Source organism: Streptomyces sp. SID10853, assembly GCF_010548145.1.
Lineage (GTDB): Bacteria > Actinomycetota > Actinomycetes > Streptomycetales > Streptomycetaceae > Streptomyces.
On sequence record NZ_JAAGLN010000007.1, the window covers coordinates 37,820 to 61,499 of the forward strand.

21 protein-coding genes and 2 pseudogenes are annotated in these 23,680 nt (G+C 66.6%); 13 read left to right on the top strand and 10 right to left on the bottom strand.

From position 1 onward, the window contains the following. Window positions 1-58: 58 nt before the first annotated feature. From G3I19_RS03440 to G3I19_RS03475, 8 genes are all read left to right on the top strand, one after another. The gene (locus G3I19_RS03440) at window positions 59-988 is read left to right on the top strand and encodes a type II secretion system F family protein (protein ID WP_164259319.1); all 930 of its coding nucleotides are present in this window, start codon (window positions 59-61) and stop codon (window positions 986-988) included. A gap of 35 nt (window positions 989-1,023) precedes the next feature. Beyond that, window positions 1,024-1,269, top strand: coding sequence for a hypothetical protein (locus G3I19_RS03445; RefSeq protein WP_164259321.1), 246 nt, complete (start codon window positions 1,024-1,026; stop codon window positions 1,267-1,269). 105 nt (window positions 1,270-1,374) lie between these two features. Beyond that, window positions 1,375-1,815, top strand: coding sequence for a TadE family protein (locus G3I19_RS03450; protein WP_164259381.1), 441 nt, complete (start codon window positions 1,375-1,377; stop codon window positions 1,813-1,815). Between the two features lie 98 nt (window positions 1,816-1,913). Beyond that, on the top strand, window positions 1,914-2,318 hold the full coding sequence (locus G3I19_RS03455) for a TadE/TadG family type IV pilus assembly protein (RefSeq protein ID WP_239073940.1): 405 nt from the start codon (window positions 1,914-1,916) through the stop codon (window positions 2,316-2,318). Further along, entirely contained in the window at window positions 2,315-2,773 is a 459-nt protein-coding gene (locus G3I19_RS03460; RefSeq protein ID WP_164259325.1) for a pilus assembly protein TadG-related protein, read from the top strand. The genes G3I19_RS03455 and G3I19_RS03460 overlap by 4 nt, the downstream gene beginning before the upstream one ends. A gap of 93 nt (window positions 2,774-2,866) precedes the next feature. Continuing rightward, entirely contained in the window at window positions 2,867-3,544 is a 678-nt protein-coding gene (locus G3I19_RS03465) for a hypothetical protein (protein ID WP_164259327.1), read from the top strand. Between the two features lie 53 nt (window positions 3,545-3,597). Beyond that, window positions 3,598-4,572 carry a hypothetical protein gene (locus G3I19_RS03470; protein WP_239073935.1) on the top strand — a complete coding sequence of 325 codons (975 nt, stop codon included), beginning with the start codon at window positions 3,598-3,600 and terminating at the stop codon, window positions 4,570-4,572. A gap of 32 nt (window positions 4,573-4,604) precedes the next feature. Then, a complete protein-coding gene (locus G3I19_RS03475) occupies window positions 4,605-5,321 on the top strand; it encodes a hypothetical protein (protein WP_164259329.1) in 717 nt (238 codons plus the stop codon). Window positions 5,322-5,412: 91 nt separating this feature from the next. Here the strand turns inward: G3I19_RS03475 and G3I19_RS03480 are convergent, their stop codons facing one another. Both G3I19_RS03480 and G3I19_RS37970 read right to left on the bottom strand, forming a co-directional pair. Then, window positions 5,413-5,949 carry an SMI1/KNR4 family protein gene (locus tag G3I19_RS03480; RefSeq protein ID WP_164259331.1) on the bottom strand — a complete coding sequence of 179 codons (537 nt, stop codon included), beginning with the start codon at window positions 5,947-5,949 and terminating at the stop codon, window positions 5,413-5,415. Between the two features lie 328 nt (window positions 5,950-6,277). After that, the gene (locus tag G3I19_RS37970; RefSeq protein ID WP_343234970.1) at window positions 6,278-7,003 is read right to left on the bottom strand and encodes an RHS repeat-associated core domain-containing protein; all 726 of its coding nucleotides are present in this window, start codon (window positions 7,001-7,003) and stop codon (window positions 6,278-6,280) included. 39 nt (window positions 7,004-7,042) lie between these two features. Between G3I19_RS37970 and G3I19_RS03490 the strand changes: the two genes are divergently transcribed. Next, window positions 7,043-7,804, top strand: a complete 762-nt coding sequence (locus G3I19_RS03490) for a class I SAM-dependent methyltransferase (RefSeq protein WP_164259333.1) — start codon at window positions 7,043-7,045, stop codon at window positions 7,802-7,804. Window positions 7,805-7,836: 32 nt separating this feature from the next. On the opposite strand, the pseudogene G3I19_RS37225 reads toward G3I19_RS03490, so the two are convergent. The 8 genes and pseudogenes from G3I19_RS37225 to G3I19_RS03525 all read right to left on the bottom strand — a co-directional run. Then, window positions 7,837-8,105 (bottom strand): annotated as a pseudogene (locus G3I19_RS37225) (IS630 family transposase); the annotation flags it as partial. Window positions 8,106-8,139: 34 nt separating this feature from the next. After that, on the bottom strand, window positions 8,140-8,883 hold the full coding sequence (locus tag G3I19_RS03495; RefSeq protein ID WP_343234971.1) for an IS3 family transposase: 744 nt from the start codon (window positions 8,881-8,883) through the stop codon (window positions 8,140-8,142). 124 nt (window positions 8,884-9,007) lie between these two features. After that, window positions 9,008-9,199: pseudogene (locus G3I19_RS03500) on the bottom strand (IS3 family transposase); the annotation flags it as partial. A 194-nt stretch (window positions 9,200-9,393) separates the two neighbouring features. Then, window positions 9,394-9,876, bottom strand: a complete 483-nt coding sequence (locus G3I19_RS03505; RefSeq protein ID WP_164259337.1) for a hypothetical protein — start codon at window positions 9,874-9,876, stop codon at window positions 9,394-9,396. Further along, window positions 9,873-14,213 carry a DUF6531 domain-containing protein gene (locus tag G3I19_RS03510; protein WP_164259339.1) on the bottom strand — a complete coding sequence of 1,447 codons (4,341 nt, stop codon included), beginning with the start codon at window positions 14,211-14,213 and terminating at the stop codon, window positions 9,873-9,875. Before G3I19_RS03510 ends, G3I19_RS03505 begins: the two co-directional genes overlap by 4 nt. A 5-nt stretch (window positions 14,214-14,218) precedes the next feature. After that, window positions 14,219-14,500 (bottom strand): hypothetical protein, encoded by a 282-nt coding sequence (locus tag G3I19_RS03515; RefSeq protein WP_203599100.1) that lies wholly within the window; start codon window positions 14,498-14,500, stop codon window positions 14,219-14,221. A 158-nt stretch (window positions 14,501-14,658) separates the two neighbouring features. Continuing rightward, entirely contained in the window at window positions 14,659-15,720 is a 1,062-nt protein-coding gene (locus G3I19_RS03520) for a hypothetical protein (RefSeq protein WP_164259386.1), read from the bottom strand. 17 nt (window positions 15,721-15,737) lie between these two features. Next, entirely contained in the window at window positions 15,738-16,391 is a 654-nt protein-coding gene (locus tag G3I19_RS03525) for a hypothetical protein (RefSeq protein WP_164259343.1), read from the bottom strand. A gap of 326 nt (window positions 16,392-16,717) precedes the next feature. On the opposite strand from G3I19_RS03525, the gene galE reads away from it, so the two are divergent. The 4 genes from galE (at window position 16,718) to mqnC (ending at window position 23,674) form a co-directional block, all read left to right on the top strand. Next, window positions 16,718-17,722: a UDP-glucose 4-epimerase GalE gene (gene galE / locus G3I19_RS03530; protein ID WP_164259345.1), complete on the top strand. Its 1,005-nt coding sequence runs from the start codon at window positions 16,718-16,720 to the stop codon at window positions 17,720-17,722. A 97-nt stretch (window positions 17,723-17,819) separates the two neighbouring features. Then, window positions 17,820-18,857 (top strand): aldo/keto reductase, encoded by a 1,038-nt coding sequence (locus tag G3I19_RS03535; protein WP_343234972.1) that lies wholly within the window; start codon window positions 17,820-17,822, stop codon window positions 18,855-18,857. A gap of 447 nt (window positions 18,858-19,304) precedes the next feature. Beyond that, a complete protein-coding gene (locus G3I19_RS03540) occupies window positions 19,305-22,250 on the top strand; it encodes a BTAD domain-containing putative transcriptional regulator (protein WP_164259347.1) in 2,946 nt (981 codons plus the stop codon). Window positions 22,251-22,459: 209 nt separating this feature from the next. Then, window positions 22,460-23,674 (top strand): cyclic dehypoxanthinyl futalosine synthase, encoded by a 1,215-nt coding sequence (gene mqnC, locus G3I19_RS03545; protein ID WP_164259349.1) that lies wholly within the window; start codon window positions 22,460-22,462, stop codon window positions 23,672-23,674. Window positions 23,675-23,680 lie beyond the last annotated feature (6 nt).

A 23,680-nucleotide genomic window follows, 5' to 3' on the forward strand; every position in this document is an offset into this window, starting at 1 on the left:
CCGGGGGCCAGCAGCCTCCGCAGGGTTTGCCGTTCAACCATGGCCAGGGGGCGCCGCGATGATCGACATTCTCACCGCACCGGTACTGATCGGCGCCGTACTCGGCCTCGGCGTCTTCGTCCTCGTACGGGCCCTGTCGCGCACGAAGCGCTCGGCGGTCTCGCAGGTGCAGCGCATCGACGCGCTGCGGGCGGCCGGTTCCGGGTACGAGCGGCCGGGCGACCACGAGTCCCACGACGGCCGGCTCGGCTCGCTGCGGGCCCGGGTGGGGGTGCGGATCGCCGATCTCTACCTCCAGCAGGGCTGGGAGCAGCGCTCGCTCCGCTCCGACCTGGCGGTGCTCGACCGCGGCTGGGAGGGGTTCCTGGCGACCAAGGTGCTGCTCGGTGTGGTCGGCCTGATCTTCGGGCCGATGCTCTTCGCCATCGTCGTGGTGATCGGCTTCAGCAAGAGCCCGATCATCCCGGTCTGGCTCGCGCTGGTCTGCGGTCTGCTCTTCTTCTTCCTGCCGGATCTGGAAGTGCGCCGCGACGCGGCGGACAAGCGCAAGGACCTGCGCCGCGTCATCGGGGCGTATCTGGACCTCGTCTCGATGAACCTGGCCGGCGGGCGCGGTCTGCCCGAGGCGCTGATGGCCGCCGCCGAGGTGAGCGACGGCTGGGCGCTGCGCCGGATCCGTAACGCGCTCGCCGACGCCCGGATCACCGGCACCAGCCAGTGGCTCGCGCTCGGCAGGCTCGGCGAGGATCTGGGTATTGAGGAACTGAAGGACTTGTCGTCGTCGCTGGCGCTCGTCGCCGACGACGGGGCGAAGGTACGAGAGTCGCTGGCCTCGAGGGCCGAGACGATGCGCCACCGCGAAATGGCCGAGATCGAGGGGGCGGCGGGTGAGAAGTCGCAGTCGATGCTTGTCGCCCAGCTGCTCCTCTGCGCCGGCTTCCTGGTCTTCCTCATCTACCCGGCCGCGATGCGCGTCTTCCAGGTCTGATCCCGCTTCCCCTTCTCTTGAGAGGATTTCATCCCATGTTCGGACGCCGCTTCAGTCACCCGACTGTCGACTTCCTGATCACGTTTCTGCAGGCACGCGTCGAGCGCGCCCGCTCCGAGGACACCGACCGCGGCGCGTCCGCCGTGGAGTGGGTCATCATCTCGGCGGTCGTCGTGGCGATCGTCGGTGTGGTCGCCGCGATCATCAACTCCGCGCTGAGTGACGGCGCCAACAAGGTCGGCAACTGCATCAAGGGAGCCAGCGCGAGCGGCACCTGCTGAGGGCTGGGCCCACGGGGACCTTCCGCTGGGCCGACCGTTTCATTCCGTTCCATTCCGATCAATTCCGAGCCCAATCGTTCGAGTCGAGTCACTGAGTCGGTGCTGGTGCGTCAGAGGATCAGAGCGTTCGTACGCCGCAGGGTGGAGGCAGCCTCCACCCGCGGCGACTCCGGCATGACCGCGATCGAGTTCGTCTTCCTGACCCCGGTCCTGTTCTTCATGATCTTCGCGACCGTGCAGTTCGCGCTGTACTTCTTCGCCGACCACGTGGCCCAGGCGGCCGCGCAGGCGGGGGCGCGCAAGGCACGTGCCGAGGCGGACGAGAACCCCGGGGGCTGGCGGGGCGACGCCGGTGACGTCGTACAGAGCTATATCCAGCAGCTCGGCTCGAAGCTGGTGCTGGGCCCGAACGTGACGATGCTCCAGCCGGACCAGGACACGGTCGGTGTGGAGATCACGGCCAGGGTCCCGAATGTCTTCCCCGGCCTGGGCCTCACGGTGCACGCGCAGTCGCGGGGGCCGGTCGAGCGGTTCGTGCGGGACTGATGAGAGGCCAACGGGTGGCGGGGCGCAGGGTGTTCGCGGGTGCATTCGCCCGTGTGGGTGCGGGTGTGAGGCGTGGGACGGGGGCTGTACGAACGCGGCTGGACCGCGCGGGCGCAGGGGCCGACCGTGGCCTGTCCACCATCGAAGTGGTCATCCTCGCTCCCATCATGATCCTTTTTATTCTGGTATTGGTCGGTTTCGGGCAACTGGTCGAAGGGCGCGGGGCGGTGGACAGCGCCGCGCGTGACGCGGCCCGCGCGGGCTCGATCCAGAAGGACGGCGGTGTCGCGATGGCCGAGGCCCGCAGGGCCGCCGAGGCGGATCTGACCGACGTCTGTTCCGGCCCGGTGTCCGTCACGGCCAAGGGGTTCGTCAGGGGCGGCTTCTTCACCGTCGACGTGAGCTGCCAGATCCGCGGCCTCGCCATGCTCGGCCTGGACATCCCCACCACTCTCAGCGGGCACTCGACCTCGCCGATCGACCCGTACCGGAGGACGCAGTGAACGCGCTCACCGGATGGATCGAGTCCCGCAGGTCCCGGCTGGACGACCGGGGATCGGGCGCCGCGGCGGTCATCATCTTCGCGTTCCTGTTCCTGGCGCTGGCCGCGTTCGTGGTGGACGGCGGGCTGTCCATCTCACAGCGGGAACGGGCGGCGGACATCGCCGAGCAGGCCGCACGGTACGCGGCGCAGGACATAGACCGGGAGTCCCTGTACGGCAACCAGGGCGGGCCCGCGCCCATCAACTACCAGAACTGCAACGCCCGGGTGCACGCCTTCGCGGTCGAGATGGGGATGTCCGGCCAGGACATCGCGGCATCGCACTGCACGGCGGCCAACACGCGACGGGTCGAGGTGACGGTGCAGCTGACGTATCAGCCGGTGCTGACGGGGCTGTTCTACAGCCACTCGATCACGGTCCACGGTTCATCGGTCGCCGAGTCCGTTACGGGCTGAGGCCCTCGTACGTCGGTGTATCCCCGGGCACGCAGGGCAGCATGTGCGCGCGCTGCTGCGGACCCCGTTTCAGATGGAAAGGCACACACCCTCATGCATGACACATTCCTCTCACGTCCCGTGGGCCGGGGTGCCGGCGCGGCAGCGCTGGTGGTCGCGGCGGCGCTGCTCCTCTCGGCGTGCGGCGGCGGTGACTCGGCGTCCTCCGACAAGGCGGAGAAGGTACCGGGAGCGGACACCGGTAAGCAGTCGGCGAGCCCTTCCGCTTCGAATGCCGGGGACGGGATCAAGCGGCCGAAGGTCGTGCTGCCTAAGGGCGTGAGCGACGTCTTCGAGGGCGGGAAGACGGGGGACCCGAAGAAGGACGCGGTCCTTGCCGACAACGCGCGGAACCTCGACGCGATCAACGCCGCGATCACCACGGATGCCAAGAAGTTGACACCGGCGCTGCGGTTCTACAACAAGGATGATGCGCTGACCTCGGCGCTTTCGTACATCCAGGGTTTCTATGACGACGGCAGGTCGTACGTGGGGGCCGCTCGGTACTACAACCGCAAGGTCACCCCGCTCAAGGGCGGGGCTGTGGCGTTGACCTACTGCCAGGACGCGACGAAGACGTATCCGAAGGACCGCAGGACGGGGAAGGTGACCCACCCTGCCGCCTCGTCGGGGGACTACACCTTCTTCAACGAGCGTCTGGAGAAGAACGACAAGGGCGTCTGGCAGTCGGCCAGCGTGATTTCGGGTGCGGGGGATCAGAAGTGCACCTGATGAGCCGGGGCCGTTCGAGATACCTGTCGGTCTCGGGGCTGGTACTGACCCTCTTGGCCGTACCCACTTCCGCGTTCGCCAGCGGCGGGTTCGGAGGCAGAAGCGACCAGCGCGCCGACTCCAGCGGCGGATCGGGCAACGGCCGGATCACCGTGCATACCCGTATCCAGACCACCACCAACGGCAACCCGTCCACCGCGAAGACCGGTTCGCTCTCCTCCACGGACAGCAACTGGACTCCGCCCGCCTGCTGGTACGAGCCGGCCTTCTCGCCGAAGGAGATCCAGGCCACGGTGAAGAACTGGCGAAAGGTGGGCATCTTCGGTATCGGCGACATCGTGGGCGGCCTCCTCGACGGCTACTACAAGGACGGCAAGTACAAGAACTACAACCTTGACCAGCAGGGCAAGGGAATGTTCTGGGCGGCTGCCATCAACCCGAAGCGCAAGGACGACCCCCAGGCGAACTCCTGTGACAAGCCGCCGTTCTGGGTGCCGAACAACACCACCCCGGACGAGCCCCTCGCCGTCAGTCCGAAGGTCCTGGCCGAGTACGCCTACGACGAACTCCCCGTCCCCGACACGCAGATCGAAGCAGCCCCGGCAGGCGACTCCACGGTCAACCTGCCCACTTGGGTCTGGCTGGACAAGGCCCGCTTCAAGCCGGTCTCGGTGACCGCTTCGCTGCCCGGCACGGGACTCTCCGCGACGACGACCGCCACGCCCGTCGCCCTCCATCTGGACCCCGGTACGGACGACGCGGAGGTCTATCCGGCGAGCGGGGGCTGCCCGCTCAATGCGGACAAGTCGATCGGCACCCCGTACACCAAGGGCTCCGCCGACCGGTCGCCGTCCTGCGGGGTGACGTACGAGCGTTCGTCCGGCGGGGGTACTTATCCGCTGCGCGCGACGCTGACTTGGGAGATCAGCTGGACAAGCACCACGGGCGAGGGCGACCGCCTGCCCAACGGAACCTACGGGGACACGAAGGACGTCGCCGTTCAGGAGATCCAGTCGGTCAACCGCTGAACGTCGGCGCCACCTGAGGAGAGAAGCGAGCGATGCCATTCGGAAGACAGCGGCGCGCCCCGGAGCCGCCGGTCGAGCCGGTGCCCTGGGAGGGCATCGAAAAGTTCGTGGTCAGTGATGTGGAGCAGCCGGCCACGTTCCGGCGCAAAGCTGTGACCGGGCCACGAGCGATCCGTGTGCCGTTGCCCGGTCCGAAGGGCCAGCGATTCATCCCCGCCGCCCTGGTCGTCCAGGCCGACGTGGAAGTCAAGGCGTACGAGATCCACGATGCCCGGTCTCCCGGAGCCCTGATCTGCGCACTGGCGCCCCTGACCGGTAGGCGGGGCGGTGAGCGGTACGGGGTGACGGACGGGCAGGGCCAAGAGATCGGCACAGTCCACAGGACCGGTGCCACGAAGCGAACCGTCCAGCACACTTGGTGGTTCCGGCAACCGGACTACCCGGATATCGTCGCCCGCTACCACTGGGCGAAAGGCAGCGCCAAGGACGTCGCGGCCCGGGGCAAGGCGGCCGCAGCGCGGCAGGCGGAAAGCCTCGTCGACAGCGTCGTGGACTCCCTGCTCCTCGGCGGCGATGACAGTGGGGGCGGTGGCAACTACGTCCACAAGCCGGTGACGTGGCGGGCCGGCGAGGAAGAAGTGGCGCTGGAGTCGGGCCACACGGATCAAGGGGTAAGAACCTATATGCCGAAAGCGGATTGGCTCGATCTGAGGCTGGTGTTCGCGCTGGCGGTACTCAGGGCGGGCTGACCGACGGAATAAGCCTGGGACCCACCCCGGGCCCGGCCGAATCGATGAATGATTCCTCGACGAGGGCCTGCAAGGTTTGATGCCGTGACGCTCAACTGCTTTCGACGGGGCGAAACTCGTGTGCCGCGGCAGGGAGCCGAGATGACATGATTTTGGAGCGCATGCGGCCCGAAAGGACGGCGGAGAGAAAATCTGTACAGTTCATTTCGAGGTGCTCCCAGCGCGGCCCACGGGACCCGTTGATCATGACCGTCCAGGTATCGGGATCCTGATGCGGCCGCACGAGCCAGAATAGGACCTCGCCGCTGGGCGTACCACCCCAGGAGATAAGTTTGCTCCCGAGCTCATCCAACTCGGCTGGCTTCTCTTCACCCATCTCCCAGAAGTCTTCGAGGTCATCCATACGGCCGTCATTGTCGAATTCGAGGTCATGCGACTGAGTCTCGCAATGGGGTTCCAGGAGCCAGATGTGCGAGTCGAAGAGGCCAGCGCCAAAGGCCTCGACCAAGTCCTTGTAATCGCGGGGCAAATCGGTGCCGAGCCGTCGTTCGACGGCGTTCCAGTCTTTCCCGGCCGCCTCCCGAGTGGGAGCGTACAAGTCGACCAGTTCCCTAAGCGATGCATTCATCGATCATTCCTCCACGAGATGGCGCAGATCTCATCCTGACGTCGCAACAATACAACTACGACCAGCTTGGCAGGGTTTCAAGATCAGGAACGCTTGGGGGCATTGAGGGTCGTAACCGCATTCAAGGTCCCGCCCTGAGCCCTGTTGGCGCGTCTTTCCTTCGGATCCCTGGAATATGCATGGAACTTGAAGCCATTTTCGCTGTGTGCTTCAAGAGTGAACCCGACGGGAATCGTGTCGCTGTCGCTGTGGTAATGCGGAGTTACGTGGAGGTGGACGGTGTCGCCGTGCCGTACGGCTTGCTGGATCTGCAGTTCGTAGTGACGCATTACGGTGAGTTCGCGAACTCGTGCATAGGGACGAAGTTTCTAGGGTCCTCATTAGATCCGCCAAGCAGGACGCCGAGCAGGTGGCCTCTGTTGTATTTTTTCTCCGAATCCCAACCAGCTGCTTCGTCCCCCCAGCCCGGGGGGTCCACTTGGGCGTCTGTATGTCCTCCGAGCATGTCTCCTTGAATCTTGGCATGCACTCCGGTGGCTCGATTACCGCGGTCCGGATCAAGGGGGCCGTACTTTACACGGCCACCCCACGTGATGTCCGGTGGCTCCCAATCCGCCTTGAGACCCAGGGGGTCTGCCGATGTGTGCGGATGGGAGACGTAGGCTGACGGATTCGGGGAAGGGGAGAGGCCGAGTGGATCGGGCGTGACGTATCGGGCGGTCTCAGGGTCGTAGTGGCGCAGGTAGTTGAAGTGCCATCCGGTTTCGGAATCGGCGTACTGGCCCGGGAATCGCAGGGGGCAGCTTGTGCTGTCCGCAGTGGGATCTGTGGCCGGCACTCCCCAGAGGGTGGTGCGTTGTTGCCACGCGATCTCACCTTCGGGAGTGATGAGTTCGGTAGGTGTGCCTACGAGATCCGTGATGATCGCGTAAAACTGTCTGTCGGTCTCCGCTGTCGTGGAGTCATGGTCGACCTGGGCGACGGGACGATGGCCTCCGGGCGTGTACTCCCATGTTGTCGTGCGAACGCTAGTGCTCTGACCGGAAACGATCACCGGGGCGGGCAGTCAGCGGGGCAGGCAGATGATGTGGGGATGACTACCAGCTCACGCGCCCATTCGTTTAACGCGGCGGCTGACCAGTACGCGGCCAGCCGGCCTTCGTATCCTCCCGCGCTCTTCGACTGCATCGAACAGCTCACGAGCCGTTCCCTGGCCGGTGCCCGCGTCGCCGATATCGGCGCGGGCACCGGAATCGCCACCGCTCTGCTGCGTGAGCGCGGAACTGACGTGATCGCCGTTGAGCCCGGCGACGCCATGGCCGCCAAGTTCCACACCGTGCTCCCAGATGTGCCGGTCATCAGAGGTGACGGCAACGCCCTCCCCCTCGCGGACGCCTCCCACGACCTCCTCACCTATGCACAGTCCTGGCAGTGGACCGACACCACCCGCTCGGTCCCGGAGGCACTGCGGGTTCTGCTGCCGGGCGGTGCCCTCGCGATCTGGTGGAACACCACCGCCTTCGACGTGCCCTGGATCCGGGAACAGCACCAGCGGATCGCGCACCACTGCGGAGTGAAGCCGACTTCTCGGGTGCGTCCCGACGACGGCAACGCCATCCGGCTCGCGGGCCTGTCGGGGCTCAGGGTCGCGCGCCGCCAGGTGCGGTGGAGCCGTGTGGTCTCCCTCGACATGCACCTTGCCAATATCAGTAGCCGCTCGGCGTTCCTTGTGCTTGCCGAGGACGACAAGCGTGCCTTTCTCTCCGGGGAGCGCAGGCGACTGCGTGGGTTCTTCCCCGACGAGGTGGTGGAAGAGACCTACGTGGTTGACCTGCTGGTGGCCACGCGTCCGTGACCTGGATGGTGTCCTGGGATCCGGAAGGGCAATCAGGCCGCGGCGGCGGTGGGCCGGCCACCGAACCGGATGCCTTTCTCGCTGCGGACACGGGTGCGTTCACGCCGTTGGGCGGCCAGGACGTCGGGTGCCGGGCGTTCTGGTTGCGCCAGCGCAGATAGCGGTGCAACTCGCGTGTCTGGACAGGGTGGTTGGGGTGGTGGGAGTTGGCGAGGGTGAACTGCCGCAGCGGCCCGAGGGGGGCCTCGATCGGGTTCGCCCACGATGCGTTCGTCGGTGTGAAGCACAGCTCGACTGAGCTTGCTCCGCTTTGACGGACACCATTGGTGTGGTGGTCAGGCTGCGAGTGCGGTCTCGTACTCGGCGGGGCTGAGGTAGCCGAGGCTGCTGTGCAGTCGGTGCAAGTTGTACCAGCCCTCGATGAAATCGAAAATCGCGGTGCGGGCGGCTGCCCGGCTGGGCCAGGCGGAGGTGCCCAGCAGTTCGCGTTTGATGGTCGAGAAGAACGACTCGGCGAGCGCGTTGTCCCAGCACTGACCGGTGCGGCCGACCGACAGCCGGACCCCGAACTCGACTGCCAGGGAGGCGAATTGCTGACTGGTGTATTGACAGCCGCGATCCGAATGGAAGATCACGGGATGGGCGGGGCGACGCTGCCGGCAGGCGAATATCAGCGCCTCGGCCACCAGCTCGGTCCGCAGGTGATCGGCGGTTGCCCAGCCGACCACGCGCCGGGAGGCGATGTCGATGACCGTGGCCAGATAGAGCCAGCTCTCCTCGGTCGGAACATATGTGATGTCGCCGCACCAGCGGGCATCGAGCCCGGCGCGGTCGGGCTGGAAGTTCCGGACGATGAGGTCGGGACGGAAAGCGGCCCCGGGGTCGGCGACCGTCGTCGCATGCCGTCGTCTGCGGTGTCGGCCCTGCAACCCGGCGGCCTGCATGAGTCGTGCGACACGACGGCGGCCGCACCCGGCGCCCTCGCGCTTGAGCACGGCATGCACGCGTGGGGCCCCGTAGGTTCCGCGTGATTTCGCATGAACCTTGGTGATCTGCTCGGTCAGCTCGGCATCCCGCACCGCACGAGGACCGGGCAGGCCGGAGCGACGGGCATAGAAGGCGGTCGGGAGACCATCATCAGCTCACACGCCCGTTTGACGCTGTGACCTGCGCGCTTCTCCGCCTCGATGAACGGGTGCACCGTCACCGGGTCTCCTTCGCGACGAAAGCTGTGGCCCGCTTGAGGACGTCGACGTCCTCGCGCAGCCGGCGGTTCTCCCGCCGCAACGCAGCCAGTTCCTCGCGCTCACTGCTGGTCAGCCCGTTGCGCTCGCCCCCGTCGACCTCGGCCTGCTTCACCCAGTCCCGCACCGCGGTCTCGGTCAGTTCGAAGTCTCTGGCGACCTGCCCACCGAGCGGTCACCTCGTCGGCACAGCCCGACGATCTCGGCCTTGAACTCCGGCGTGAACGAACGACGAGGGCGGCGAGGTTTCTTCTTCCCCATGCTCTTCATGATGGACATCCTCCCGGGGCTGAACTCCTGATCTCGAATGTCCGTCAAAGCGGATCAAGCCCACCAGGAGCTTGGTCACCCCAGGGATACACTCCAGACGTCTCCCTGCCCGGGCCACTCGTCCCGCTGCTCGTCATTGTTGACCACGTGTACCGACACCTTCGTTCCAGGTGCCCGATATTCGAGGAACTCGCCGTGCGAAGAGATCTCCAGCGTGGGGGCACCGGCCGTTTTCTCCAGTTCCTGGACGAGTTCGGTCCAGCGTGTGTACTCGGGGAAGTCGACGTTCAGCTCCGAGCGGGCTTCCGTCCTGATGCCGGCGTCACCTGAGAGGCGATGCACCTCGACCACGCCACCGGTCACGACATCATGATCACCCCCGGAAAAGTGCATCTCAAGGGGGCCGTAGTCCCTCCGGCGCGGATCACCTTCCTCGTCAGCCTCCTCGATGAAGCCGCTGCCGAGGGCCTCGTCGACTTCGAAGACGGACGAGCCGATACCCACGCCATGCATCCTTCCCGTGGCGACGAGCAGGGCAAGGAAGCGAAGTCCTGTCACGGCATGCTCTCCAGTTTGTCGATGAGCTTCTTCATCTCGTCCGCACGGTTCTTTTTGTTTCCCCAGTTGTGGTCGAGCATGTGCTCCCTCGCCGAGGTCGCCTTGGCTATGAGGTCCGCACGAAGCTTGGGGTCATTTGATACTGCGTCGACAGCCTGCTTTACGCTCTTGTTGGTGGCGAGACCCCCCTTGAGACGGATCGGGGTGCCGACGAGCTCGCCCTCCTTACTGACGGCAATGCTGACTTCATCCTTCCCCACATGGATATGAGCCCCCTTTGTCGCCCAGTCGGATGCAACGGGTGAGACCCGAATCTTGCATGGTTTAAGACCGAGAGGGTCGGACGCAGTGTGCGGGTTGTCAACGTACGTCCGGGGATTGGGATCCGGCTCCAGGCCCAGGGGGTCCGGTGTCACATAGCGGGCAGACTCCGGGTCGTAGTATCGGAAGAGGTTGTAATGGAATCCGGTCTCGGGATCGAAGTACTGACCGGGAAAACGGAGAGGCGTGTACGCCGAGGAATCGGCACGCCACGTCGCAGAGCCCCACAGCGTTGCTCTGGTGTGCCAGACTACTTCGCCTGCTTCGTCGACGAGTTCGGTCGGTGTTCCCACCAAGTCGGTAACGATGGCGAAGAACCTCTGGTCTACCTCCTCTTGAGGCGTGGTCAGGGAGGTGATCCGTTCGGTCTGCGAGATCGGGTGAAGGCCTGCGTAGTCCCATGTCAGTGTCACGCAGTGGGCAAGATCCGCAGAGTGTGAGGTCTGTTCACACAACATGGCACCGTCCCAGGTGAAGTCGACCCGTTCGAGAACGTGCTTACCACAGCCCGAAATGCGGGACTTGGAAATCCGTCGCCCCAAGGGGTCGTATAGATATTTCCACACAGTTCCGTCGGGAGTGATCACTTCGGAGAGCTGATCCTCTGCATTCCAGGCATACCGCCAGGTCTCCGGTTTCCGGCTAAGCCTGATCCTCTGACGGAGAGTGATCCGGCCGGCGGCATCGTATTCGAAACGAACGTTTCCCGCGCGAGTGATACATGTTCCCAAGTAGGACCGGGGGCCGCGCGCCTCTTTCCCTGGATGGGTATCGGGCCAGTGGGCGTCTGCCTGGTTTCCAGCAGCATCATAGGCATAAGTCTCGGTCCAGTCCCTGGCATGAACAGCGGTGATTCTGCCTGTCGCCCCGAGGTCGAAGCTCCGCTCACCACGCAAATAGTCGTCGATGCCCACCACTTCGCCGTGTCGGCTGTAGGAGTAGGCCCGACGCTGCACAAGTCTGCTGCCCCCGGCCAGTACCGAGAGCGACGCGAGACGACCCGCCGCGTCGAACTGCTGGGACAGTTTGAGGCCGGTTCCGAAACCGCGTTCGACCTCGCGGCCGGCAGCGTCGTAGGAGAAGAACACGTCATGGCCGGAGGCGGTCAGAACATCGCGATGCCCCGCGGCATCGTGCGTCCACTCGCTAGTTGCACTTGTAGGTGTGGTGCGGCTGTTGCGCCGGCCCAACCCATCGTAGGAGTGATGCAGGGTCCGCTCACCGACCGTCTCCGACAGGACTCGCCCACGTCGGTCGCGTTCGAGAGTGACGATCACCTGAGAGTTGGCCGCTTGCACGAGGCGGTCGGCCTGATCGTAGAGATAGGACGTGACGTGCCCCGCCGCGTCCTTGCGGGTCACCTGACCATTTTCGTTGCGCTGGTAGCTGGTCGTCTGACCCAGCGGATTGGTGCGGGACTTCAGCTCCCCCACAGGATCGTGTTCGTATGTCACCACTCTGCCGTCGAAGTCCGTCTCAGAGACCAGACGCCCGACGGCGTCGTACGCGTACCGCCATTGCTGCCCCAGTGGATTGACGACCTCGGTGACGCGCAATTCAGTGTCGTGCCTGAACTCGTAGCGGGCTCCTCCGGGATCGATACGCACTGACATCAGATCAAACCCGGTGTACGCGAAACGAGTAATGGCCCCGGACGCGTCCGTGTGGCTGGTGCAATTGCCTTCCGGGTCGTATTTCCATGTCTCAGCTGCCCCCTCAGGTGTGGTCTGCTGCACGAGCTTGCCCTCGGGGGTCCATACCAAGTATGTGACGGCGCCCAGCGGATCCGTGACATCGACTGGCCTGCCGAAGGCGTCGAGTGTGTAGCGGGTAGCTGCTCCCAAGGGGTCGATCACTTCAATCGGGACACCGGCCGCGTCGCACTTCACAGCGGTCACATGGCCCAGGGCGTCAGTGACCGAGTTGATGCGTCCGTCAGACTCGTAGCCGAACAAGGTGGTCTTTCCCATCGGGTCAATGACCGCGATGCAGTTGCCATGCTCGTCGTACTCCTGTCGCCAACAGCTGCCATCCTCCGCAGAGACCAGCCTGGGGAGTCCGGATTCGTCGTATTCGGTGCTGATGCGCCTTCCGTCGGGACGGTCAATATGGACTGGGCGTCCCTCAGCGTCGTAGCTGTAGCGGGTTGTGTGCCCCAACGCGTCGGTGATCGCTGTGAGCTGATGTTCCTCGTCCCACTCGTAGGACGTCACATGGCCGAGGGGGTCAGTGATCCGGTTGATCCGCAGTGCGTCGTTGAGTTCGTATGCTGTGGCGTGGCCCAGTGAATCCGTGACTGTCGTAGTGCAGGAATCCGAGTCGTAGTCGAGGGAACCGGTGAGGAATCGGCCACTGCCCTCGGTACGTACAACCCGGCCGAATTCGTCGTAGGTGTAGGCGTAGTACGTCTCATTGCGGTCGGTCCAGGAGGTGATCCGGCCCTCCGAGTCATAGCGGTAGCGCAGCGGAAGGCCCGAGGAGTTGATCTCCTCGACGAGGTGGCCTGCGTCGTCGTAGCCGAAGGTAACGACGGTGACGCCGGGATCGCTGGGACGGTTGGGGTCCAGGAGGCGTATTCCGGTGATGCGCGGGAAATGGGAATGGTGATCGAGGGCGATGCGGTAGCCCCCGGAATGTGTAACCTCAACAGGGACGCCGAGGTCGTTATAATTCAGGGTGATGCGGTTGCGATTGCGGTCGACAAGGAACTGCAGGGGCAGGTCCACAGCACTCCCGGCGTCCGTGGGCTGCGGCGAGTGGAAGACCAGCGAGCAGCCTGCGTCGGGGTCGGTCAGGCGGAGAGCGCCGTCGATCTCGTCGTCGTACTTGAGGGAGAGACGGGAACCGGTCTCCGGGTATACGGGTAGGTCGCTTTCGGGGTCGGGCCAGGGGAAAAGGAGGCGCGCGCCATCAGGTGCGGCATAGATCAGCCCTTCGTCGTCAGCCTGGATCCGCTGGTCCAGGGTCGAGGCCCAACTGGTCCCGAACCAACCGCCGTGCCGGTAGGAGGAGACGTGGGTCCGTTCCAGGACCAGCGGTAGTACTCCGGGCAACGCGATGTCCGTGAGAGGCAGGAGCATGTCGCCGGTGGCGACGTCGATCGGGTCGAGTTTGCATTCTTTGAAGATGCCGCGGATCGAGGCGGGGAGTTTCTCCCATTCCGAGGGGCGGAGTTTGAGGCGAGACAGGCCGGAGCCGTTGAGTTTCAGGGCTTTGGCGAGGTCGGCTATCTCTCCGGGTTTGAGGGCTTTGAGGCCTTTTCCGAGGGCTTTGCCGAGGAAGCCGAGGCCGACGCCGGCGATGGCGCCCTCGGTGAGGAGTTTCGCGAGTTTCCCGGGGTCCTTGAACGCGCCGGGGTCTTCGAGGGCGGTGGTGAACGCGGTGAATTTCAGCCCCTCACCGGCCAGCTTCCCCACCTTCGCGACGGTCTTGATCTCTTTGAGTGCTTTCAGAGCGCGCTCGACGTTGCGGATGGCTTCCAGCGCGGTCCGCACGGTGGCACCCAGGGCGCTCCCGGATTCCTCGATCCGGGTGATCAGGGCCATCACCTTCAGTGCGCGCTCACCCGCGACGAGAGTCGAGGCGACCTCGGACATGCCCGCGGTCAGGACGGACAAGGCGAGGCCGGCGATCTCGAACTCGGCGATCTCCGCGACCATCACACCGATCTGCGTGATGAGTTCGTGGGCCTCGTCGGCGAACTTGTCGAGTGCGGTGGCGCCGTCGCGCACCGAGTGCGCGGTATCGGTGGCGTGCTTGCGCATCGTCCGAGCCCGCTTGGAGAACGCCTTCGCGGTCTCCCCTTCCCACGTCACATCCGACATGGCCACCTCGGCACCGTGGGCCGCGTCCTCGAGGCCCTTGGCCAGAGTCCGCCAGTGCTTCGCGATCTCCCGGACCCCGTCAGGATCAACCGCCGGATCAGTGATGCCCAGGAACTCCAGGCCACTGGCCATGGTGTCGCCGAAGGCATGGTTGGCCTTGCTGATCCAGTGCAGCGGATTCAAGTCGACCACCGCACTCAGCCCTTCTTCGCGCGGGCGGCCGCACCCAGCAGGACATCCAGGAGGTCGAACGCGTCCGATACCTCACCCAGCAGCTTCGCCTCCTGACCCCACTCCTCATGCAGCGACGCCGTCAGACCCGACAGGGTATGCATCCCCTCCCGGATATCACCCGTCGCCTTCAGCAAAGACCCCAACGCCCCCAACGCCGAAAGATCATGCGACGCCGCCTTGAAATCCTGCAACGGCTTCACCGTGTGATGCCGCGCCCCACGCAGCCCCGACGCCGCCTTCGCCATCGACACAGCGTCCTTCGCCAAATCCGACATGGCCCCAACCCCCGTTAACAACCGCGTATATGCCAACCAACACACGATACGCAGATGTACCCGCGCGTAGGCGTGGTGTATGTCAAGGACGGGTCAAGCCTTGTGTGCCGTGGTCGCTCTGTGCGTTGTCAGCGGTTGATCGTCTGGATCTCCTGGACGTTCATGTCCTGGGTGGTCTGGAAGGTTCCGTCGGGCAGGTCGCCGCCTGCGCCGCCGGTGCCCTTCCAGCTGATCTTCCAGGTGATCGATGCCTTGAGCTGGTACGGATTTCCGTCGGTGGCGTGGAGATAGTTGATGCCACAGGGTGGGTTCTGGCTGGCATCGCCCGACTTGTACGGGGTGCCGATGGAGCCGTCCTTGTTGAAGGTGCAGGTGCCGGAGGCGGGGAAGGTGTCCGCGTCATCCGTGCCCGGGTCCAGGTGCAGGCTCACGGGCTTCGCGGTGGTCTCTGCCCAGAGCCCGGTGTTGGGGAGTTCGGCGCGGACGGCGACGTCCTTGAAGGTGCCCTTGTCCAGCCAGACCCAGGTGGGCAGGTTCACGGTGGACTTGGTCTGCGGTTTCAGCTCGATCTTGGTCTCGGGGACCTTGACCTTGTTGTACGCGTACTCGGCGAGCATCTTCGGAGTGGGCGCGTGCGGAATCTTGGGGACCTGGCCGGCCGGCTGCCAGAACATGATGCGGCCGCACTGCCAGGAGTCGGGATCCGATTCGTCCGGCGCTACGCTCCGCCAGAAATATCCGCCCTTGCCGATGTTGTAGTTCTTGTAGCCATCGGCAACACTGTCGGAGTTCGCATTCAAGTCGAAGTTATCTTCTGGCTCGCCCTTGTCGTAATGGTCGATGAAGATCGAGTCCGACCACGATTCGTGAATGCCGACATAATCTACATTTCCCGCTTCCGAGGCTTTCTTCAATTGCTCAGGCGTGTAGACCGGCTCGTACCAGCAGGCGGGTGGTTTCCAATTGGAATCGATTGGAGCGAGGGTGCCTCCTTTTCCTCCTCCGCTGCCTTTCACCTGGGTGATTTTGATTCGGGAGGTGCCGACAGAGGCGTTCACGCTCTGGTCTCCGGTTCCGCCGTGGGGGCCGGTCGGGGCCGTGGCTGTGCTGCTTCCCGGGGTGCCATCGGCGTATGCGGGACCAGCGCACCACATTGCTACTGTCAGGGTGAATGCTGACGAGACGAGCATGCGCCGACGGCGGTTCGTCATCCCTTGCATTCCTTCACCCTCCCCAGGACGTCAATCTTCCGGGCTTGCCAGACGTTCGATGAGTGTGCGGACGGACTCATCAGGAGTGTGAACTTCTGGTAGCTGTCGAGACTCTCCTTGGTGTATTTGATCTTCCCTGTCTTGATCTCCTTGCTGTAGAATTCGGATTGGTTTCTGCAGAACGACACCAGTACGGACTTATTTTCAAGGGGGGAGACGTCCGCGTCGAAGTACTGGTCCTTCCCAGTCGTGACCCAACCGCCTTTCGTCCACGCCTGGATCTGCGCTTTGGCGTACTTCGCGGCGCCACCTGTCGAATAGAACTGGTAAGAGTGGTCGTTCGCGTCTTGCTTCGCGATTCCATGGTCCAGCGCTCGGATGTAGTTCTCCGCGTCGGCGAGTGCAGCGGCGTGCTTCGGATCGGTCGGCTTATCGAAGTTGAAGTCGAGAGTCAGGTCTTTCGGTGTGCTGACATCGGGCCTGCCGTCGCCGGTCGCCGCTGATGCCGAAGCAGACGGGCTCTTCGTGCCCTCGTCGGCGCCCTTGATCTTGTCCTTGGAGGCGTCGTTGCTGCTGCCTCCGCAAGCGGTCAGTAGCAGGGCCGCACTGACAGTCAGTGCGGCGGCGATGGCTGGAGTGTGGCGGGCCACGAGTGTTCTCCCCCGGTTGGCGGCAGCGGTCCGGCAGAAGCGGACTGCAAACGTTCAGGGCATTCGAAGCTACCAGCCGCGTGTAAAGGGCAGCAGAGGGCCGTCGGGGGATTCCGTGCCATGTGCGGGAGGTGTGACCTGGTCGTGACGAATCCGTCGCGGGCGGGGGTGTTTTACGCGCCGCCCGGTGGCCGTGTGCACGTGCGATGTGGCGGCAGCAGCGCACCTTTGATGTCCGGGACGAGCGGCTTCGCCGGGGCCGCCCGGGAACGGCGTTCCGGCCCGGGGCCCCGGGCCGGGGTTGGGCCTGGGGGAGACTTCTGGGTATGACCAAGGTTCTGATCACCGGCGGTGCCGGGTTCATCGGCAGTACCGTCGCTTCCGCCCTCATCGATCAGGGGATCACCCCGGTCATCCTCGATGATCTCTCCAAGGGGCGGCGCGAATTCGTCCGCGACCGGATCTTCTACCAGGGCGACATCGCCGACCAGGCGCTGCTGGACCGGGTGTTCGCCGAGCATCCCGATATCTACGCGGTCCTGCACTGCGCTGCCAAGATCGTCGTGCCCGAGTCGGTCAGCCGGCCGTTGCACTACTACCGGGAGAACGTCGCCAAGACCGTCGACCTCCTCGAATCCCTCCAGCGCAACGGGTGCGAGCGCGTCGTCTTCAGCAGCTCCGCCTCCATCTACGCGCCGACCGCCGACGCCCGTGCCGACGAGACCTCCCCGGTGGCCGCCGAAAGCCCGTACGCGCGTACCAAGCAGATGATGGAGCAGGTCCTCCAGGACTGGACCGTCGCGGCGCCCGTCCGTGTCATCGTCCTGCGTTACTTCAACCCGATCGGGGCCGATCCCCAGCTGCGTACGGGGCTGCAGGACCCGAACCCGAGCCATGCGCTGGGCAAGCTCATCGAGGCGCACACCGAGGGCACGCCGTTCACCATCACCGGGGTGGACTGGGCGACCCGCGACGGCAGCGGTATCCGGGACTACATCCATGTCTGGGATCTCGCCCGTGCGCATGTCGCGGCCCTCACACGCTTCGACGCGGTTGTCGAACCCGCGGCCGACGACCGGTACCGGGTCATCAACGTCGGCACCGGACAGGGCACCACCGTGCGTGAACTCGTCACGGCCTTCGAGGCTGCCGTGGGCGAGAGCCTCGATGTCCGCGAGGCCGGACAGCGCCCGGGGGATGTGATCGGGTGTTACGCCTCCGGTGACCTGGCGGGCGAACTCCTGGGCTGGAGCGCACAGAAGAGCCTGGTGGACGGCGTACGCGACGCACTGGCCTGGCGTGAGAAATGGACCGCGCAGTTGGCCGGTTGAGGGAGGCTGCGCAGCGCAGTGCTGTGGGGTGCATTGCTGCGCAGGCGTGTTGTGCGGCGCAGGGGTGGACCGACGTGCGATTCAGGGGAGCAGAGACGTGAGGGACACCGGCATCGTGGCGACAGCCGACGCATCGGACGCAGGTACCTGGACACTCGGCGACCGGAGCGTGCACCGGATCGGCTTCGGAGCGATGCGCCTGACCGGCAGCGCCGCGTTCGACCTCGGCGAGCCGGGTGACCGGGACACACCGGTCAGGGTTCTCCGCCGTGCCGTCGAGCTCGGCGTCAATCACATCGACACCGCTTCCTTCTACTTCTCCCGGCTCCGCTCGGCCAACGAGCTGATCAACACGGCGCTCGCCCCGTACCCGGAAGACCTCGTCATCGTCACCAAGGTCGGTCCCGGCCGGGACCCTTCGGGCGACTGGTACACGGCCACGCCCGAACAGCTGCGTGGCCAGGTGGAGGAGAACCTGCGCCAGCTGGGCCGCGACCACCTCGATGTGGTGAACCTCCGCCGGATGTCCGAGGACTCGGTCTCCGAGCACTTCGGCGCTCTCGCCGACCTCCGCGACGCCGGGCTTATCCGGCACCTGGGCGTGTCCAACGTCAGGGCGGAGCATGTGGCCCAGGCGCAGGCCATCGCGCCGGTGGTCTGTGTGCAGAACCAGTTCAGCCTCGACGTCCGGGGGAGCGGCGAACTGCTGACGTACTGCGGGGAGCAGGGCATCGCCTTCGTGCCGTTCTTCGCGATCGCCGGTGAGGGCCGTGACGGGGGCGCCGGGGCCGGTGGAGGGGAAAGCGCGCGCGTACGGGCCGTCGCCGAGTCCCACGGGGTGTCTCCGGCCCAGGTCCGCCTGGCCTGGACGCTGCACCAGGGACGGCACGTCCTGGCGATCCCGAGGACCGGCAACCCCGCCCACCTGGAGGAGAACGTGGCGGCCGGGGCGCTGCATCTCACCGGCGCGGACATGGAGCTGCTGCACGTCACCGAAGGCGTCGCCGAGCGCGTCACCGAAGGCGTCGCCGAGCGTGTCAGTGAACGTGGCACCGAGCGTGGCACCGAGCGTGTCAGTGCACATGTCACCGAAGGCCGCAGTGCACGTGTCACCGAAGGCGTCACCGACAGCTGAGTGGCCGGCCGCGGCTCACCCTCCGGCTGATTCCTCGATGGCGGGCACCGGCCCGCCATTGGGCTGCCACCGGCTGAGGAATCCCGCCTGCCGGGCGTTCAGGCGCGGATCGCGTGACCCGGTCGTGACGAATCCGTCGTGGGTGCGCGGGATTCCCGTGGGCCGGGGGCCGTTCCGTCGCCGTGGCACCGTCCGGCTTCCGGTGCGTAATCCGGGCAAGCATCAACAGCCCCGTCATATCGGACGCGTTGTGTCCGTCCGCCCCTGTCTGTCTTTCGAAACCGTCCGTACCATCTCGGTAGGCTCAGTCCACCCCCGTATTTCCTACCCGCCCCGACGACCGGCCCCGGCGGTCGGCGACCGTTGACCGACGGTCCCGCTGCTCCGACGGCCCCACCGCCCCGACGATCCCGAACCCGCTCCCTCTCCCTCCACAGGACACCCGCCATGGCGCGCAATACTCCCGGTTCGACGGGCCCGACCAACCGGACGCCTCAGCCCCTGCCCCGGCAACGGACCGCGGGGGACTTCGCCAAGGCGTTCTTCGCGTTTCTCGCGCTCGCGGGGCTGCTGCTCGCCGTGCCGCTCGCCCTCTCCACTCAGGGCTGGCCGCTGCCGCACGGCATGCCGTCCTTCGACATGGTGCAGCAGCAGATCACCGTCGACACGTTCGTGAACATCCTGATCTGCGTCGTCTGGCTGGCCTGGGCGCAGTTCGCCGCCTGCGTCATCGTGGAGATCAAGGCCGCCGTCTCCGGTGTCGGGATGCCCTCGCACATTCCCGGTGCGGGGCCGAGCCAGATGCTGGCCCGGCAGCTCATCGCCGCACTGCTCCTGGTCAGCGCCACCGCGGCGAGCTTCGCGCCCGGGATCGCGCAGTTCGGGCAGTCCCTTGAGTCGACGCACAAGCCGACGGTCGCCGCCGCGCAGCAGGCCCCCGGAATCGGCGTCGCGCAGCAGGCGCAGGCGGCCGTCGCCTCGCAGGCCGACGCGCAGGCACACGCGGAGCAGGCGAACGCCAAGACCGGGGCCGAGGGTGCGACGAAGTTCTACCGGATCAGCCCGCCCGAGGGCCGCCACCACGACTCGCTGTGGGAGATAGCCCAGCGCCACCTCGGCGACGGCCGCAGGTACAAGGAGATCTACCAGCTCAACAAGGACCGGATGCAGCCGGACGGTACGAAGCTGTCCGAGGCGAGCCTGATCAGGCCCGGCTGGATCATGGAGATGCCGGCCGACGCACACGGCGGCGAGCTCGTCGAGATGCCCGACCAGGCGCCCAGCGTCTCCGAGCAGGTGCGCCACCAGATCGACGAGTACGCCAAGTCAGGGAACCACCAGGAGCAGCCGGCGCAGCACCAGGGCGGCAGCCACGGTGACAGCCCGACGGCCCAGATCTCCGTACCCGAGCAGCGCCTTCCGAACGCGCCGAGCACCGGAGCCGGACCGGGCGCCGGATCGGGCGCTGTCGCCGAGGCCCCTTCGCAGAGTTCAGGATCGGGGCTCGGCCTCTCCACCGCCCTCATCGGGGCCCCGCTGCTCGCCGCCGGGGTGCTCGGCGCGCTGGGCCGCCGCCGCAGGATGGCGCTGTGGCAGTCGGCGATGACCGCGGTGGCCGGCCGGCGCGGGATGGAGCCGCCGGTTCCCACCGGCGAGGAAGCCGACGCGCACGACGCGCTGCTGGTCGGCGCCGACCCCGACGCCGTCCGCTTCCTCGACCTGGCGCTGCGCGGGCTCTCCTCCTCGCTCGGCCAGGACGGCCGCCCGCTGCCGGTCGTGTACGCGGCCTGGCTCACCGACGACGACCTGCACCTCCAGCTCGCCCAGCCGTCGGGTACGCCCCCGGCGCCGTGGCAGCAGGGGCAGGACCAGACGTTCTGGCGCCTTGAGCGGTCGGCCGTCGCGGCGTACGAGGGGATCGCCCCGGACACCGCGGCCGCCCCCTACCCGGGGCTCGTCAGTCTCGGCACCCGTGACGACGCGCGGCTGCTGCTGAACCTGGAGGCCGTGCCCGGTCTCGTCGCGCTCACCGGGACCGAGCCGGACCGCGCCGCCGTCCTCTCGTCCGTCGCCGCCGAACTGGCCACCAACGGCTGGTCGGACCGGATGACCGTCACGGTGGTCGGATTCGGCGCGGAGCTCAGCCCGCTGGCGCCGACGCGGCTGCGCCACCTCAGCTCCGTCGACGAGCTGATCGAGATGCTCGGTGCGGAGATCGGCCAGCGCCGCAGCGCACTCGGCGCCGCCGGTCACGACTCGGTCCTCACCGGAAGGACCGGCCCGGCGCAGCAGACCCGCTGGGCGCCGCATCTGGTGCTCGTCGCCGACGAACCCACCGCCGAGGAGGCGGCCACGCTCGCCGAACTGACCACCGACTCCGGGCGGCTGGGCATCGGCTGCCTGATCGGCGCCGGTACGGCCGGTCAACTCCAGGGCGCCACCTGGGACTTGGAGATCACCGGCGAGGGCAGGCTGCTGGCGCCGCTGCTCGGCCTCGAACTTGACGCGCAGCTGCTGCCGCAGGCGCAGCACGAAGCGGTCGTACGGCTCTTCGCGGACGCGGACCCGGAGGGCGACGGCCCCGAACCGGCCCGCCCGTTCCTGGTCGACATCACCGAGCAGGGCCGCCCCGCGGTGTACGCACGGCTGGTCGGCCCGTACGAGATCATCGGCCTCGACACCCCGGACAGCGAACGCAGCGCCCTGCTGCACGAAGCGCTCGCGCTGCTCCTGCTGCACCGTGAGGGCGTCCACCCGCGGGTGCTCGCCTCGGCCATGTGGCCGCGCGGAGTCACCCCCGAGGTGTGCGACGCGCTCATCGAGCGGCTGCGGCTGTGGCTGGGCACCGACGAGGACGGCTCGGCCCGGCTCCGTACGGACAGCACCGGGCGGCTCACGCTCGCCCCGTCCGTGGTCTCCGACCTGGACGTGCTCCGCTCGCTCCACCACGAGGCGACCGAGGGCCGCGGCGCACGCCGTGCGTCGGTGCGCGAGCGGCTGCTCACGGACGCGCTGGGGCTGGTGCGGGGGCCGCTGCTCGCCGACCGTACGGAGGGCCGCTACACCTGGCTGACCCACGAGATCATCGACACACAGCTGCCGCTGCTCGTGGCCGATGTGGCGCTGGCCCTGTCGGCGCACCACCTGGAGCAGGGGCAGCCGGAGAAGGCGATCGCCGCGCTCCGGGCGGCGGTCTCCGGTTCGGCGGCGGACGAACGGCTGTGGAACGAGCTGCTGCGGGCGACCCATGCGACGGGCGACGAGGCGCGGCTGCGCGAGCTGGCTGCGGACCTGACCGTACAGAGCGGCGAGCGGGGGCTGCCGTCGCGCACGGAGGCACTGCTGGACGAGCTGCTTCCTGGGTGGCGTGGGGGTCTTGCCGCGGCGGGGTGACGGTACGCGTGGCGGGGGTGCGGGGTGCGGGGTGCTGTGGCGCGGGCCCTTCGGGGCTGCCCCGGACCCCGGTCCTCAATCGCCGGACGGGCTTGACCTTGGCGACGTTGTCCTCCACGGAAACCCGACAAAGGGGGCGCAATCTTTCGCTGCGGGTGCTGGCGTAGGCTGGATCGGTCGTCAGTAGCCCCTTGGGAAGGACCCGCCCGGTGACCGAGAACGCCGACCTTACGTCTGTAAATGTCGCAGCCGTCCTCGACCGTGCCGCCGCAGGCGGGCGCATCACTCCCGAGGAAGCGGTCGTCCTGTACCGCGACGCCCCGCTGCACGCGCTGGGCGCGGCCGCCGATGCCGTGCGCCGGAGGCGGTACGCCGGGACCGAGCACATCGCCACGTACATCATCGAGCGCAACATCAACTACACGAACCTGTGCGTCACGGCGTGCAAGTTCTGTGCCTTCTACGCGGCCCCGAAGGACACCGAGAAGGGCTGGACCCGCGACCTCGACGACATCCTGCGCCGCTGCGCCGAGACCATCGAGCTCGGCGGTACGCAGATCATGTTCCAGGGCGGGCACCACCCGGACTTCGGTGTGGAGTACTACGAGGAGCACTTCTCGGCCATCAAGAAGGCGTACCCGGAGCTGGTCATCCATTCACTCGGTGCCTCCGAGGTCGAGCACATGGCGCGGATCTCCAAGGTGTCGGTCGAAGAGGCCGTCTCGCGGATCCACGCGGCCGGGCTCGACTCCTTCGCGGGCGCGGGCGCCGAGCTGCTGCCCGCGCGGCCGCGCACGGCCATCGCGCCGCTCAAGGAGTCCGGCGAGCGGTGGCTGGAGATCATGGAGACGGCGCACGGCCTGGGCGTCGAGTCCACGTCGACCATGCTGATGGGCACCGGCGAGACCAACGCCGAGCGCATCGAGCACCTGCGGATGATCCGTGACGTACAGGACCGGACGGGCGGCTTCCGCGCCTTCATCCCGTACACGTACCAGCCCGAGAACAACCACCTGAAGGGCCGCACGCAGGCGACCCTCTTCGAGTACCTGCGCATCATCGCCATCGCCCGGCTGTTCCTCGACAACGTCGCCCACATCCAGGGCTCCTGGCTGACGACCGGCAAGGAGGTCGGCCAGCTGTCCCTGCACTACGGCGCCGACGACCTCGGCTCGATCATGCTGGAGGAGAACGTGGTCTCGTCGGCCGGTGCCAAGCACCGGTCGAACCGGATGGAGATCATCGACCTCATCCGCAAGGCCGGCCGTGTCCCCGCGCAGCGCGCGACGACGTACGAGCACCTCGTCGTGCACGACGACCCGGCGAACGACCCGGTCGACGACCGCGTCGTCTCGCACATCTCGTCCACGGCGATCGAGGGCGGCACGGCCCACCCCGAGCTGAAGCTCCTCGACGCCAACTGAGGCCGC